Genomic DNA, 16,113 nt, shown 5'->3' on the forward strand with positions numbered 1-16,113 from the left:
AATTAAGGTAATATGTGGCTAGACTATCTTTCGCTATTCCATCGCCCAAGTCCCTCCATGAGCGCACTGTTTTGCTCGGCCGCAGCATTGGCCGGTTGGACCGTTTGTGAGCCTTTTTTTGCTGAAGGAGGTTCACCCGAACCGATCGGCGCAGGCAACAGTTTCATGGGCCCCTTTATCACAGGTGTGATCGTAGCGGCTTTTATTCTTATTTACCGAAGATCAGGCTTGACCTATGTCGATATGGCACTTTCCATCATCGCCGGGTTCGGCATAGCGTTCGTGATCGGTTTCACGCTCATGATCCCTTCGCACATTCTTTTCGATTGGTGCAAAAATTCTTGGTCTCTGAGCTATTTCTTTCCTTCCAACTCAGACTTTTTTGCAGTGCAGGCAGGTAGGGGGTTATCCTGGTCCGTCTTTTCTCTTGGGGCTGCTGTAAGCTTGTTTGTCTGCGCAGATCGAAGCACGGTTCTCTGCGCCGCAAGTGGTTGCGTCCTCGCCGGAGCCATTGCAGGGATACTGTTCGATCCGATTCAGCTTTGCTGCAGCAGTTTCGGGTTTACGGCGCCGTGGCTGAGCCGACTGGTCTGTTTCGCCGTACTGGGTGGCATGTCAGGATTATTCTTTGGGATAGTTCAGAAGATTTTCACTCGTGGAGCACTCCTCATAGTGTCCGGAACCCTGGCAGGATGGAGACTCGTCATCGATGACTCACCATGTCTGATCGGAGCATCTCCGAAGTGCGATCTTGTTGTCCACGGGCAAGATCTCGATGACATTGTAGGTATTGTGGAAAAATGCGGATTTGGCTACAGATTTTTCTGTCAGGCTCACATGCGGGAATGCACGATTAACAATAAACAAACTCATTCTGCCTTATTGCAGCCCGGCGACCTCCTTCACATCGGAGGTCTCAGCATGGTTTTTTCAGAGATATCTCGTCAAGAACCGGGGAATGACAGCAGAGCTAATCTTCCTTTGCGCCTTTTTGAACGCCCTCGGACTGCAGATAATGTAAATCGTAGACCCTGATTTGACTTCTGGATTTCAGAAAAGAAAACCAGTCTGTTTTTCTGCGCTCCAACGTTATAAGCCGTTCACCCGAAAAACCGGGTAGAGTGTTTATGGCAAAATCTGTGACCATTCCTTGAATTCTCGGAGTGCTCCAGGCTTCGACAATTGTATCGCCGTTCCACTTCAGGCAGAACACTTGACCGTCTTCGAGCATTTTTGTCTGGGTTAAGAGCCTTCTCGTTTTGGAGGAATGAGTTATCGCCAGGATTTCATAGAGCGCATCCGTGCCGAAATTCTTGGCCATAATGCGAGGCCTGAAATATTCCTTTTCTTTTTCAGAATCACCTCTCATAGGATCGGACCTCATTTCGGGCCCAGCGGCTCTCATTACTACGTCCGATCCTCCATAATAGTCTTGAGAGAGATAAAGCCTCTTGCCCGAAGGTTCATATATCCTCAGGTGCTCGTCACGATCGTACACCGCGATCAAAGGTTGGCGATTTCCTTGAAAATCTCCAATTGCAAATCCGAAGACGGGTATTTTCAATGGAACCCCGAATCGTCCCATTGACTCGAGGTCGTCACCCTTGTCAGTCAGACGATAGACGGGGCCATCATACATTCTTTTGAGGCCTTTCTTCTGTCCGAGGAGGAACTGTCCGTGCGTCGGGTAATCGATTACCCGCAAGAAGTAGGGGTTGTCGGAAATGACTGGAACCAGAGCCCCATTCCGGTATTCAAGCACAAAAGAATTTACGGATCCACGATTCTGGGCAGAAACGTAGATTCTGGCAGGGCCTTGTTTTCGTATCTTGGCTACATCTACACTTTTGAGTTCCAATGAGCTCGCGGAATATTCGGTGACTAAAGAGAGTTTCCGGTCCGGCGACATTCTATAGAGGTACACGGTAGCAGGATCGATAACTACGATTTCATTTACACCGTCTCCATCAACATCCCCCACTCCCATACCGATTCCCAGGATTTCCAGTTCGTCGCTTCTCCATACCTGATCCTCCGTACGTTTGTCCCCTTTGTTCCCCTCATTCGATCGGCTGCGCTGGGCAAGTAACAAACGTTTTGCGGGGTTCTCGACAGAATCGGTTGAATGAGAAGCGTCAGAAACACGCTTTGAATGAATCCTGCTCTGTATCGTGCGATCTACATTCTCCTGTTCTGCGATACACAGACTGCCGGCCCCGGATGATAGAAAGAGAATTGCCAGTCCCATGACAAGAGCGTGAAAGCGCACAGTGGTCCTCAGACATGCCGGAGAGTTCATTACAGTCTTTCAGAGTATTTTAGTAGAGTGCAAGATCTTTGGAAGCACCCGGCCAGCATTATACGCAGACCGGGCACTTGAGGCAAGATAAGGAAGCCTAAATTCTGCAATATGGCAATAATAGGGAGTCGAGTTAAAGAAATAGTTTCACGGCGCGGCTGCCAAGTAACGTTCTCCGGAATCACATAAGACCGTCACAACGATCTTGGTTGGATCGAGACGCTCGGCGTTTCGAACCGCTCCAAAAAGAGCTGCTCCTGACGAAAGGCCGGCAAAAATCCCTTCTTTCTCCGCCAGATGTTTTACGATTTTCATAGCATCCGGATAGGTAACTACTATGACATCATCAATAATGTCCGTATTGAGCACTCGTGGAATAAATCCTGCGCCGATTCCGGGAATCCTGTGAGGGCCCGGATTTCCTCCGGAAAGAATCGCAGATTCAGCGGGTTCCACAGCCACAACACGAGCGCGTTGGTCTTCTTTCTTGAAAACCTCGCCAACTCCAGTAATCGTGCCTCCGGTGCCTACCCCTGAAACAAACACATCCGGAGCCCTTCCGATGGCACGCAAAATCTCCGGCGCTGTAGTGCGTCGATGGACCTCGGGATTTGCAGGATTCTCGAATTGATTGATCATGAACGTGCGTTTCCTGGAACCCGCTATCTCAAGGGCCTTACTGATGGCTCCTCGCATTCCGTTTGCAGGAGGGGTAACGATGACGGTAGCACCGTATGCAGCCAGGAATCGCTTTCGCTCGTTGGGAACGGTATCCGGCATTACCAGCGTGAGAGAGTACTTTCTTGCAGCGCACATCATTGCCAAGCTTACGGCGGTATTTCCCCCGGAAGCTTCCACCAACGAATCCCCGGCGGTTAAGCCTTCAGTGGCTTCCATAGATTCGAGTATGCCGAGACACAGTCTATCCTTGCACGATCCGCCCGGATTCATAAATTCCAGTTTAGCCCAAATCTGAGCGGATCCCGGCGATTCCATCGACTTCAGGCGTAAAAGCGGAGTACTACCGACAAAAGATGACAATCCATTTTGCGTAAGCATGAGATTCTCGACTAGATGAAATACATATATTTGTGATCAAGATCTCTGGACACGCCTTCTTTTCTCGCAAGCGCACAGAGATCCGCAATGGACACTGAATTGTAATAATCGATCAGCAGCTTCTGAGTCTCATGCCAGACGTGCCGAGTTATGCAACCATTCAAAATGGAACAATCCTTTTTTCTCGGCTCCTCGTTCGAGAGACATCTCACGGGCACAATGGGACCCTGAGCAGCATTGATGATGTCGCCCACCGAGATTTCGGAAGGATCCCTGGAAAGCATATAACCCCCTCTGGGCCCGCGCCTGCTCTTGAGAAGGCCTGCTTTGAGAAGCTTGTTAAAAATCTGCTCCAAGTAACGCTGCGATATCTTCTGACGTCGAGAAATATCTTTTATCTGGGTAGGTTGTCCCCCGCCGTGATAAGCCACATCAAAAATCGCGCGTACTCCATATCTACTAGTTGTAGTAATCCGCATGTTTTCTCCCCGAGAAAAAACAATTCGCTCATGAAGAATCTTCTCATTATGTGTATATTTTACTTTACTACGAATGTCAAGATAATTGATTCCCTATACACAATCCCGATAGTATTTCCCCAAAACCTATTGCCGAGAATCTCCATGTCAGAACACGAGATTCATCGGCTCTGAAAAGATTCGTGACACATAGTACAAGTCCGCTTTTATCGTTTCTCTCGAGGTCATTGCTTCTCCCCATGAGATCGGAGAGATTTTTCCACCTAATTAAAGGAGGATAAAGAACTATTTTTACTTGACTCGGGAATCAACCGTCTTTTAAACTCCAAAAGTTGTACCGGGACTGGACGCAGGATTCCGGTGCGGCTGATTGAAGTATGGGTTAATCGCACTTTGAGCCATATGGCTCTAAAATTATCAGCGAAATCAACACAGCAACGGGCCGCCCAGGACCCGAATAAGTTGCTTCATGAAAGGAGGATCATCCTTGAAATCATTGGTATGCTTGAAACAAGTACCCGACACGGAAACCCAGATCAAGGTTAAACCCGATGGATCTGGGATAGTGACGGACGGAATAAAGTACGTCATCAATCCGTACGATGAGTTCAGTGTAGAGGAGGCGCTTCGGCTTAAGGAAAAGTTTAAGACCGGAGAAGTTGTCATCCTCAGTATAGGACCCGATCGCACTACCGAAGCAATCCGGACGGCACTCGCAATGGGTGCGGACAGAGGAATTCACGTGAATGACGAATCCGTGAATAACGCAGATCCCTTTGCTATTGCCAAAGCTCTCGCCGCTGCTGCAGCAAACGTGGAATACGACGTGATATTCTGCGGACATCGCGCGATAGACGACGACTTTGGTGAAGCAGGCGCTATGCTTGCGGAATTTCTCGGACTCCCGCAGGTTACTCTCGTCACTAAAGTTGAAGTTGCTGCCGACAAGAAATCCGCAACAGTGGAGCGTGATGTGGAAGGCGGAAAAGAAACGGTGGAAGTTCCTCTTCCGTGCGTTCTGACTTCTCAGAAAGGTCTCAATGAACCCCGCTATGCTTCCTTGCCGGGAATTATGAAGGCAAAGAAAAAACCGATTGACAAGAAGACGGCAGGAGACCTCGGAATTAGCCCGGAAGCCAAACTTCAAGCCAAGCAGTACTCTATGCCTCCCGAACGGCAGGCCGGGAAGAAATACCAGGATATGGAACCGGCGGACGTAGCCAAGACGGTGGTCCAGGCACTTCGTAACGAAGCCAAGATCATCTAAGTGACCTGCAATATCATCTCGGAGGACGCAATACATGTCAAAAGTAATGATATACGGTGAGATCAAGGGAGGAAAACTCAAGAAAACCGCCTACGAACTTGCGAGTGAAGGACGTAAGCTTGCGGATAAACTGGGTGGAGACCTTGGCGCAGTAATCATGGGATCGGCTGGAGAGCAGTTCGCACCGGAGCTCGCCCGTTACGGAGTGGACACAGTGTACGTAATGGAATCCAGCGACCTGGATACCTACAATTCTGAAACATACGCACAAGCGCTTGCAAAGATCGTCTCGGAAAAGAAGCCGGAAATAGTCCTTCTGGGCCATTCCATGCAGGGAAAGGATCTGGCACCGAGAACTGCAGCGAAACTCGGAATCGGTGTCATTGCGGATTGTGTGTCTTTGGAACTTGATGGATCGACCCTCGTCGGTACACGCCCCATGTACGCGGGTAAATGCAACGCAAAGTGGGTCACGTTGGGATCTCCACAGATGGCTTCAGCAAGACCGAACGTGCTCGAAGTTGTGGAAAGCGCAAAAGCCGGCGCGGTTGAGAAAGTTTCCTTTGCCGCTGACACGAACAGACCGACTTACACAACAAAGGACCTGAATCTCGACACCAGCGGAAAAGTTGATTTGACAGAAGCAGAGATAATCGTCTCCGGCGGTCGCGGCATGGGTGGCAACGACTTTTCGCTCCTGGAAGCCATGGCCGCAATCTTCGGGCCTACAGCCACGGTAGGAGCTTCCAGAGCCGCAGTCGATGCCGGCTGGCGTTCGCATTCGGATCAGGTGGGCCAGACGGGCAAAACCGTTACTCCCAATCTCTATGTAGCTTGCGGTATTTCAGGTTCGATCCAGCATCTCGCAGGAATGGGCTCATCCAAGGTGATCGTAGCCATCAATAAAGATCCTGAAGCTCCGATTTTCACCAAAGCGGATTACGGTATAGTCGGCGATCTATTCAAAGTAGTACCCGAATTCAATAAAGAACTCGAATCACTTCTCAAAGAATAGACCCTGCTTAATCCTCATATTTTGATAAAGGGAGATTTCTACATACGGAAATCTCCCATGCCCGCCATAAATTCAAGCTTTGTTGCCATTCTTTGTCCCGCAGGGACTGAAGAGAATAGCCCGGTAATTCGGAAACTGTCTCAAAAGTTGAAATTCACCCCAGATCGTGGCACGATTTTCTCATCAGCTTTCCAGCCTGACTGTAGGGGCGGACCAGAGCGTCCGCCCAAATGAGGGCAGACACATTGGTCTGCCCCTACCCGGATGGAGCATCGTGGCACGATTTTGTCGTTATGTATAATTTTGCGGCAATCTCTTCATTGCCGGGAATTTGTGTATCAGCCGTCCCCCCGAGAACAAAGGGCCCCAAAACAGGCTGAGTTAGCGCCTATACCCCCGCCTCCTTCTGCCCTCCCCATGCAATCAATAATACCGGCTGAGACACGGTGAGCGAATTGCGGAAAGTAAAGTGACAAAACTCTGTACCCTGTCCACGGACTTGACAGGCGAGGCAAGCAATAAAAACAGCAAGTTACTCGTTAGAGGAAAGAGAGGTGACATTTTTTGTTACCCCTGTCCCTTGCTGTAGCGGATCTCAGGGGAAATTCTTCGGCATTTCACTGCTACGAGTCCTGGCACAGATATTGCTCCTACCCATTCACGAACTCATGAAAAATGTCGGCATGAGTCACATTCCAACCTTTTTCCGTTACAGTGAAAGGAGAGGCTTTACTATGCTGAGCAGACTCAGAAACGTGAAGGGTTTTACCCTCATCGAGTTGATGGTTGTTGTGGCGATCATCGGTATCATCCTTGCGATCGCTATTCCGTATTACATTTCTTACAAGAGAACGAGCTGCGACAGATCGGCTGATGCAGATATTCGCAAGCTGGCTGCTGCAGTCGAACGTTTGGGGAACGAACTGGTCGACCTCAACCTGAAATTCGATGCTGACACCACCGCACAGCAGATTCACGATCAAGACTTGCTGCAATACCTTGTCGGTCCTTTCTACGGCTTCCGCGGCGGCAGCAAGAAGTGCGAAGTCCTCATCAGAATGGCGCAAGAAGGAACCCGCTTCACGGTCGAAGGTTGCTCCATGAAGGGTAGCCATCCTGCCGGCACCTCCACCCGTTATCTGTATCGTGCACCTGTTGCAGGCGGCGGCGATCTTCCCGTTACCGTCAGCGGTGGCGGTGACTGCACGGCTGCTGGAAGTGGGGCTGCCTCGATATTCAATGAATACCCCGTCTTGTCCGGCACCATCGAACAGTGCTACACTGAATCAGTCGTTAACCCCACTGGTGCTGCGAACCCCGCATTTACCTCAAGAGCACCCAACAGCATCAACTGCAAATCCATCGGTGGTTCCGACTAAGATTCTCGTTTTGGGCTGTCCTGAAACAGGCTCCTTTCAGGAGCCTGTTTTCGTTCTTCAACTCGCGTTCGCGTCACTTCGTAATCGTTGGGCAAAGAAAATCGATTGCCCTGCTGCGTCCGGCAGGGTAAATGTTTCAGGCAGTGGTTCTGAGAAGGTATTTGCGCGGTTTTCATGATCGGGAAACGAACGAGACTTATTCTACTATTTTCGGCATTCCTCGTGATTCTTGCGGTTCTGCATTTCCGCGGCCTGGATGCTCCGCTGTATTATGACTCCGTTTATCTCGCAGAAAACGAGTACGCGTTCGTGCAAGGTCCTCTCCAGGTGCTTGCCCTATTTCCCCAGCGTCCAGCCGCCATGCTGAGTTTTTACCTGAATTATTGTGTGACCGGCCTAAGCCCTGAAGGTTTTCGCATTATCAATGGCCTGCTCATTGCCGGTACGGCATTTCTTGTCTCGTTGATCACTCTCATCTTGTTAAGAATCTCATATCAAGATAAGGACTTTTTGCGCGAAATCCAGGATTCCTGTGCATCGGCCGACAGAGTTTCACAGAATTCGTTATTCTCCTTCGGACCTGGTGGTTCAGATCGAGACATAGTCGTTTGTGCAATCGTAACGGGTCTTTTCTTTCTTATTCATCCGGTTCAGGTATTTCTCGTTTTGTACGCATGGCAGAGAATGGCCATACTCGCCGCATTCTTCTACTGCGCTGCTTTTCTAGCCTATTTATGTGCTCGCATCGGATTCTTGCGACCTGCGTGGGCAGGATATTTTCTAGCCGGCATCCTGTTCCTCCTGGCAGTCGCGAGTAAAGAGAATGCGATTACCCTTCCCGGAATAATCGTCCTGGCAGAATTGGCTTTTTTCAGAGTAACCTGGAAAACCGCTTTTAAAGAAGCTTCTATTCTAGCGATCGGTTTAGTTGCACTCCTGGCGGTTTTTTCTTTTCTGGAGAGGCCGCATGGGGAAATCCTCCAGGATTCCGGCATCCTGACCACGGTGCGTCAATACTATCGGGAAAGCGGCATCTCGCTTCCTCAGATCGTGCTCAACCAGTGCAGGATGGTATTTGAATATATCGCGCTGATTCTGTTCCCCGATCCGGACCGTGTTCAGTTCATCAGTCCTCAGGTGATTTCCAGATCCTTTTTCGAGTCTCTCGAAGGAACGGCAAGTGTTGCAGGTACGGGAATCCTCATTTTGTCCGGAGTGATTCTACTCTGGAAACGACCGATGGTAGGCTTCGGCATACTCTTCTTTCTCGTAAATCTGCTACCTGAAGCACTCCTTGTACCGCAGTATCTTTTCATCTCGTATCGGGCGTTGCTTCCCATGGTGGGGCTGCTCGTCGCTGCCGCGGATACGCTCCTCTGGGTGTGGAGATCGGTTGGAAAACTGCAGATGGCAAAGTCTCTCAGGGCAGCACTTGCAGTCGGTCTTCTGTTGGGATTCAGCTTCACCGGTGCATCGACCTGGGCCAAGGTAGATACCTGGAGTAATCCTCTCGCCCTATGGACTGAGGTGGTAAACAGGATGCCCGAGGATTATACAATCACCGAGAAACACGGAACAATGCAGGCTCTGAACACCCTCGGAATCCACCTGCAACGGGAGGGAAGGAATCAGGAAGCTATCGATTGTCACCTCCGTGCCCTCCAGGTATCTCCGGGTCATAGGCTCACGTATATCGCTCTGGGAAATGCTTACGCTGCAGCCGGGCATAATGACGAAGCCGAACAGGCTTATGGAGAAGCTCTCGCCGCAAAAAGGGATGCAGACAAAGCCCATGTCGGCATGGGAATGCTTTTGCTCAAACAAGGCAGAACTGCTGAAGCAAGAATTCACGTGACCAAAGCCATGGCGCTCTCACCCCATAATCCGGAATATCGCAATCTCATGGCAACAATCGATCTACAGGAGGGAAAATATACCGATGCAATGGTGCACTTGCGTAAAGCATTGGAGCTGAAACCGGATTACGCGGAAGCAGAATTTCATCTGGGTAAGGTCTTTTCTCGGCTGGGCAGCCCTAACGATGCTGCGGTCCATTTTTCGAGGGCTATAACTATGAATCCCAAACACTGGCAAGCTCGGAACGATCTTGGTATCCTCCTTGCCAAATCCGGGCGAGCCAGGGAGGCGGTGGCACATTTTCAGCAAGCGCTGGCCCTTAATCCGGAAGATCCAGCGATCAGGGCCAATCTAAAAACGGCACTGGAACAAGCGGGATTGCCGCCACAATAGATGTTCGTATTTCGATCAAGGACGACCATGCATACAGCTATTCGCCCTGTTCATTACATTCTCCTGGCACTCTTCTTTTCCGTTCTCGTATTCTTATTGCATTTTCGAGCTCTTAGCGGGCCGATGTACTATGATTCCGATGCAATCCTTGCCCAAATGGAACATGTATTTGCCGCCGGGAGCGTTCTCTCCGTAATAGATCTTTTTCCGCAACGTCCGATTCCCATGCTCACTTTCTATTTCAATTATCTCATCGGAGGCATGGACCCTTACGGCTTTCGTTTTGTGAACTGTCTGCTCCTTGGAACCACCGCGGCTCTGACGTTTGTCACCATGCTCATGCTTCTAGAAGCGGTACGATTAAAAGATGACCTCAATCTTCAGCAAGCTCGCTTGATCGCGATGATTCTTACTCTCCTGTTTCTCGCGCATCCTGCTCAGGCTTTTATCGTAATTTATATATGGCAAAGGGTTGCTCTTCTGGCCATGTTGTTCTTCATGGCCGCATTTTGCACGTACTTGGCCGTAAGGCTGGGAAAGCTCGAAAATCCTTTCCTGGGCTATGGATTGACAGGCGCCTTTTTCATCCTTGCTGTGTTCAGCAAAGAAAATGCGCTCACTCTGCCGACTATCCTTTTGACTGCGGAAGTCGCTTTTTTCAGACCGGACCGCAAAGAGCTGACGATTCGTGCCATTTCAATGGTTTTGATCGTCTTATTGCTTCTGTTTGCGATGTCATTTCTGCAACGGCCGCACGGAGATGCAGCGGTTTCCGGACTGAGCGCCACTCTGCTTAAATACGCGTCTGAGGGAGGCATGAGTTTTTGGCACTTGTTCTTGACTCAGTGCAGAATGCTCTTCTCTTATATCTCTCTGGCGATTTTTCCTACGGCGTCGCAGGTTCAGATGCTGACGCCTCAGTATGTTTCCGTCAGTGTGTTTGAACCGTGGACAACATTACCCGCGGTAATCGGCGCGATTGCGCTCGTTTCGACTGCTCTTTTGTTATTGAGGAAGCGCCCGTTAACAGGATTCGGTTTGCTTTTCTTCATTCTGAATCTTGTGCCCGAATCGTTTCTCGTGCCTCAGTATGTTTTCGTGTGCTACAGGGTCATTCTTCCGATGATAGGATTGCTCATGGTAGCCGCTGATACAATTATGTTTCTGGTTTCCAGGGCTGGTTCGTATGAGACATGGGTCAAACGCGGTCTGGTAAGCTGTGCGGTGTTGTTTATTGCTGTTTTCTCGTGGGTTTCCGTGTCAAAGGCAGGTCTGTGGCAGGAACCGTTGATCTTTTGGAAAGATGTCATTGCCCATTTTCCGGAGGACGCTCCCCATTTGGAGAAGCGATCCAGAGTCCAGGCGCTGAATACGGTCGGTTTTTGCCTTCAGCGCAAAGAAAGGTACGCCGAGGCAATCGAGTATCATGAAAAAGCTCTATTGCTTCCGAATCGTCGCGAAGCATCCGGTTCCTTTCTTGGCAAAGCGTACCTTGCGCTGGGACGCATCGACGATGCGGAACGCATGTTCAGGTTGGCAATACAGGCAAATCCCACGTTTCCGGATGGTTATCTCGGAATGGCTGCAATAACGATCAAGAAGAATCAGCTTGCGGAAGCATCCCGATTCACTCGTTCAGCCATCGACATTGCACCGAATAATTATGGATATCAGAATCTCATGGGAATTGTTCTCCTCAAACAGGGCAAAGTCGCTGAAGCGGAGAAACATTTTCGTACGGCAATAGCGATAAGCCCTCAATTTCCTGACGCATATTATCAACTGGGCAAATGTCTCCTGGACAAAGATCCTCAGAATGCAATAAAGCTGATCACGCGGGCTCTGGCGTTGGACCCGGATCATTCTTTGGCTAACACCGAGATAGGAGTCATTCTGGCGATTTCCGGGAGACTTACAGAAGCTGAATCTCATTTTCGGAAAGCCCTGAAACGAGACCCGAATAATGAACTCGCACGAGAGAATTTGGACACCGTCTTGCATCAAATCGCGGAAATGAACGGCCGTTAAAATATGATCCGCTCCATTACAGGTTGCATCTTTCTTGCTATCGTCTTTTCCGGGATTGTGTTCGTGTTGAATTATCCCGCGCTTGATGGACCATTCCATTATGATTCGATGCTCCTGGAAAAAAACCAGGAACTGTTTCAATCCGGCGGTCTGAGAAGTGTTATAAAGATTTTTCCTCAGCGTCCCCTTACAATGGCATCTTTTTATGCCAATTACCGATTTGCGGGACTGATCCCGTATTATTTTCGCGTGGTAAATGTACTGATCCTGGGACTGGCCGGTGTGGCAGTAACATTGCTTGTGCGATTGCTCCTGGGGACCCCTGCCCTCAATACGCACAGTGACAGCCGCCAAAAGGATGTGCTGTCAATTCTCCTGGGCCTGCTTTACGTAGTGCATCCCGTACAATCGGTGCTCGTCATCTACATCTGGCAACGCACTGCACTGTTGTGCAATGTGTTTTTTCTCGTTGCACTTGTATCGTATGTTGCTTCCAGGCTGAATCGCATACCCGCGGCCGTCGGATATCCGCTGAGCTTGCTGTTCTTTCTGCTTGCCATGGTATCCAAAGAAAACGCCATCATTCTTCCTGCGATCGTTCTTCTGACAGAGTTCGCCTTGTTCGGAACCGGATTCAGAAAGCTGATCCGCATTGGGGCAATTGTCGGAGGCGTAACAGTTCTGGTGCTCGCGATGATGTCGATCCTGGAAAGACCCCACGGGGCCGGCGAAGAAGCATCGGGCATCATGGCTACTATCCTCAAATACTATGACGAAAGCGGACTTACGTTCTCACGGGTACTGGTGAACCAAAGCCGCATTCTGTTCTTGTACGTCTCAACGATATTTGTACCCACGTCTTCCAAACTGCAGATTATCACTCCTCAGATCCTGGTGAACTCCATAACCGAATCAGCGGGAGCAGCGGCATGGATGCTTGCTGCGGGGACATTGATTGTTTCAGGATTAGTCCTGCTCAAGAGAAGCCCCCTCACGGGACTCGGAATTCTTTTTTTTGTGGCAGCGTTGCTCCCTGAATCCTTTCTCGTGCCACAGTATTTGTTCATCGTGTACAGAGCTTCCTTGCCGATGATCGGGCTCCTGCTGGTGGTGGCTGATATTTGTTTGTTCTTGTACAAATCTTTCAGCCGCGCTATTGACGCCGGGTTCATGCGCAAAGCTGTTTCAATCGGCCTGATCGGGTCAATTGTACTGCTCGGCGTAACAACCCGGCTCAGGGCTGCAGAATGGAGCGATCCGTTGACCTTTTGGAAGCAGGCAGTGCAACTGCTTCCCCCCCTTTCGGAAAACATCGAAAAAGAAGGCACTTTGCATACCCTGAACCTTCTGATCCTCAATATGATCAGAAAGGGAAGCAGCCTGGAAGAAATCGCGGATTACGAACGTAAGGCACTTTCACTAAGGCACCGGCCGGAAACGGTCAACGTGGTTATGGGGAATGGATTCTATGCCCGAGGTGATGTTCCTTTGGCGGAAGCCGCATACAAGAAATCTCTGCAAATCCGACCGGACTTTGTCCATGCACACGTGGCTCTGGGAGGACTCTTGAGTAACCAGGGACGGAATGCCGAAGCACTGCAGCATTATGAAAGAGCCGTGCAATTGGAACCCGGGAATGCGCGGTACCGACATTACCTGGGAGTCGTGATGTTGAAGATGGGAAATTACCAGGGAGCAGCAGAATCGTTTCATAAGGCAACAGCATTGGACCCGTATGCAGCGGATTCCTGCTATCAATTGGCAAAGGCGCTTCTGGAAATGGGAAAGCAGAATGAAGCTGTTACCCAATTTCAGAAGACGATACACTTGAATCCCGGACACGCTGCAGCACACACGGACCTCGGTGTGCTTTCCGCAATGTCAGGACATCTGCAGGAAGCAGTAACGCATTTCAGGAGTGCGCTCAGAGCAAAACCGGGAGATCCTCTGGCTGCTGATAATCTCGAAACCGCGTTGCGCCAATTGCGTGATGGGTCAGACAGTGAAAAGGAAGGATACTAATGTGTAATCAAAGAAATGAGATTCGAGGAAGCTTTTTTGCCATCAATAAAGAAGGTTCCCCAACCCCATAGGTGCTAACTTTGCAGTAATTCTTTGTCCCGCAGGGACTAAAGAAAATAGCCCGGTAATTCATTGCCGGGGATTTGTGTATCAGTCGTCCCTCTGGGACTGGAAAATAATTGTATTTTACCTCAACCGGCGATGAATCGCCGGCCTATTTTCAGTTGTTCCTCCGGAACAATCCACCAAAAGCACTTGGGTTAGCGCCTATGCTCACCCCACTTCAAAGAGACTTTGAGTACGAACAGGTATGAGCACACCAGCGGAACGGGGCACAATCTCCGGTCAAATGCGAAGCATTCTGCCGCTGCTTCTGGCAATCGGTGCGACTCTCGTTCTGTACGTGCCTCAAATCCCCATGGCGTTTGTGGACTGGGATCTGATTTCGTATGCACGCGTTCTTGGAAGCACGGATTATGTTCAGACCATTGTGACATTGTTCAAAGATGTTCGCGGTGAAATAGTTCCGGGCTATTACGCTCCCTTGAGTTCCATAAGCCTCATGCTGGACAATGTCTTTACCGGCGAACCCTCTGCCTGGATCACGGTTTTCGTGAATCTGCTGTTCCACTGTCTGGTGGGAATCCTGGTATATCTCCTTGCCCGTGAAGCGGGAGCCGATGACGTGACTGCATCGCTTTCCGCGCTCATATTCTTGCTTCATCCGGTGCAGGCTTCTTCCATTCTCTGGTTTGCCCAACGTAAGGGCGTGATGGCCGCAGCGTTTTATTTGGGTTCGTACATACTATTCCTGAAATACGCGAAGACGAGCAGTTCCGCTCATTATGCGGCTTCTCTGTTGCTTTTTATTGCTGCACTGTTTGCCAAACCGACAGTTGTGGTATTCCCTATAGCATTGGTGTTCACGCTGGTATTCTTGCATGAGCAGCTCGATCGACAGTCCATTGGGCGGCGAGTCCTGCAAATCGCTCCTTTTTTCCTGATAGCTCTCCTGACAGGACTGGTTACCATGAATAGCGAGGGAATCTCGTACGGCGAGACATCTCCTGATGTTCCCTTGCTGGAGCGGCCTTTTGTCGCGGCTGCTGCAATCTGGTTCTACGTTCAGAAAGCTTTCTTCCCGACCGGGATTTCGCCTCTCTATGCAACCTGGGAGGTAGATTTTTTCAGCGTGGAATGGTGGCTTCCGTTGGGTTCTCTCGTGACACTCGCGGTTATGGTGTTCCTGCTTCGCAAGAGATTGTCCGCAGCCCTTCTCTGGAGTGCCGCGAATTTTTTGATCCCTCTTTTTCCAGTCTGCGGTCTGTTGAAATTCGGTTTTCTCAGGCTGTCGTATACTGCCGATCATTTCATGTACTTGTCCATGGTCGGCTTTGCTCATTTTTTTGCCTTCGCCATGCGAATGCTGTATGGACGACTCCGTCCCTCGGTTTCCTATGTGATGATTGCCTGTATTGCGGCTTATCTGGCATTCCTTGCTGTGCAGACCAATTCCGCTGCTCACATGTGGAAAGATTCGGTAACTCTCTGGAGCCACAACCTGCGGATGAATCCAGACAATTGGACTGCACATAATTTTCTCGGCCATGCGTTGATCCGCGCAGGACAACCGCAGGAATCGATTCAGCATTTCAGAAAGACCCTGGAGCTGAAGCAAGAATTCCTTGTACGAAAACGTCAATCCTGCATGGATTTGGAGAGATCCGGCAATGTGCAGGCACTTCAATTTGAGAAGCAGAAGATTGCCCCAGTTCAGGCGGGAATGTACATAGCTCACCACAACCTCGGAAATGGGTTCTTGTTGTCCGGGATGCACAAAGAAGCAGCCGAACAGTTTCGCATTGCATTGCAGCTCAAGCCTGAATATGTGAATTCCCGCGTGAATCTCGGAATAGCATCTATGGAAATGGGAGATGCGGGTACGGCAATAGCACTGTTATCGGAAGCTTTGCAGTCAGCTCCCAACAATTTTGAAGCTCACTACAATATCGGCCGTGCTTATCGGGCAGCAGGCCAAAAGGAGAATGCAAAGAAACACTTTATCCGTGCGCACCAATTGCGGCCGGATTATCCGTTGCCTCCCGACAGTTAAGAACAATGCAGCTTTGAGAAATTTCGATTCATACTGTTTGGTTTTGTTACTGGTTTGCTAATTCGATCACTATAAGAGTATAAAACTTGCTTTGGCTACGCGAATCAGCCATCCTCTTTTGAGGCACGCTAGCTGTAACTTTAGGGAGTGCCTAATGTTTTCTCAACAGATGAATAATACGCTAAGTGGATCGACCAGTTTG

Annotated in this window: 11 protein-coding genes; 8 read left to right on the forward strand and 3 right to left on the reverse strand. The window is 49.8% G+C overall.

Features of this window, described 5'->3' with window-relative positions:
* Nucleotides 1-57 precede the first annotated feature (57 nt).
* On the forward strand, nt 58-1,035 hold the full coding sequence (locus tag DESTI_RS19940; protein WP_041286346.1) for an FHA domain-containing protein: 978 nt from the start codon (nt 58-60) through the stop codon (nt 1,033-1,035).
* On the opposite strand, the gene DESTI_RS19945 is transcribed toward DESTI_RS19940, so the two are convergent.
* The 3 genes from DESTI_RS19945 to DESTI_RS19955 form a co-directional block, all read right to left on the reverse strand.
* A complete protein-coding gene (locus tag DESTI_RS19945) occupies nt 971-2,299 on the reverse strand; it encodes a hypothetical protein (RefSeq protein WP_041286347.1) in 1,329 nt (442 codons plus the stop codon). The genes DESTI_RS19940 and DESTI_RS19945 overlap by 65 nt on opposite strands.
* A 147-nt stretch (nt 2,300-2,446) precedes the next feature.
* A complete protein-coding gene (gene cysK / locus DESTI_RS19950) occupies nt 2,447-3,358 on the reverse strand; it encodes a cysteine synthase A (RefSeq protein ID WP_014811786.1) in 912 nt (303 codons plus the stop codon).
* 11 nt (nt 3,359-3,369) lie between these two features.
* Nucleotides 3,370-3,837: an RrF2 family transcriptional regulator gene (locus tag DESTI_RS19955; protein ID WP_014811787.1), complete on the reverse strand. Its 468-nt coding sequence runs from the start codon at nt 3,835-3,837 to the stop codon at nt 3,370-3,372.
* Between the two features lie 487 nt (nt 3,838-4,324).
* On the opposite strand from DESTI_RS19955, the gene DESTI_RS19960 reads away from it, so the two are divergent.
* The 7 genes from DESTI_RS19960 to DESTI_RS19990 all read left to right on the forward strand — a co-directional run bounded on the left by DESTI_RS19960 (nt 4,325) and on the right by DESTI_RS19990 (nt 15,911).
* A complete protein-coding gene (locus tag DESTI_RS19960) occupies nt 4,325-5,104 on the forward strand; it encodes an electron transfer flavoprotein subunit beta/FixA family protein (RefSeq protein ID WP_014811788.1) in 780 nt (259 codons plus the stop codon).
* A gap of 34 nt (nt 5,105-5,138) precedes the next feature.
* Entirely contained in the window at nt 5,139-6,119 is a 981-nt protein-coding gene (locus DESTI_RS19965; RefSeq protein ID WP_014811789.1) for an electron transfer flavoprotein subunit alpha/FixB family protein, read from the forward strand.
* 734 nt (nt 6,120-6,853) lie between these two features.
* Nucleotides 6,854-7,498, forward strand: a complete 645-nt coding sequence (locus DESTI_RS31630; protein ID WP_014811790.1) for a prepilin-type N-terminal cleavage/methylation domain-containing protein — start codon at nt 6,854-6,856, stop codon at nt 7,496-7,498.
* Between the two features lie 174 nt (nt 7,499-7,672).
* Complete coding sequence (locus DESTI_RS19975; RefSeq protein WP_014811791.1) at nt 7,673-9,748, forward strand: tetratricopeptide repeat protein; 2,076 nt, start codon at nt 7,673-7,675, stop codon at nt 9,746-9,748.
* Nucleotides 9,749-9,775: 27 nt separating this feature from the next.
* A complete protein-coding gene (locus tag DESTI_RS19980) occupies nt 9,776-11,776 on the forward strand; it encodes a tetratricopeptide repeat protein (protein WP_014811792.1) in 2,001 nt (666 codons plus the stop codon).
* 63 nt (nt 11,777-11,839) lie between these two features.
* Nucleotides 11,840-13,798: a tetratricopeptide repeat protein gene (locus DESTI_RS19985; protein WP_157212223.1), complete on the forward strand. Its 1,959-nt coding sequence runs from the start codon at nt 11,840-11,842 to the stop codon at nt 13,796-13,798.
* 310 nt (nt 13,799-14,108) lie between these two features.
* The gene (locus DESTI_RS19990) at nt 14,109-15,911 is read left to right on the forward strand and encodes a tetratricopeptide repeat protein (RefSeq protein ID WP_014811794.1); all 1,803 of its coding nucleotides are present in this window, start codon (nt 14,109-14,111) and stop codon (nt 15,909-15,911) included.
* Nucleotides 15,912-16,113 lie beyond the last annotated feature (202 nt).

The sequence above is a fragment of the Desulfomonile tiedjei DSM 6799 genome, assembly GCF_000266945.1.
GTDB lineage: Bacteria > Desulfobacterota > Desulfomonilia > Desulfomonilales > Desulfomonilaceae > Desulfomonile > Desulfomonile tiedjei.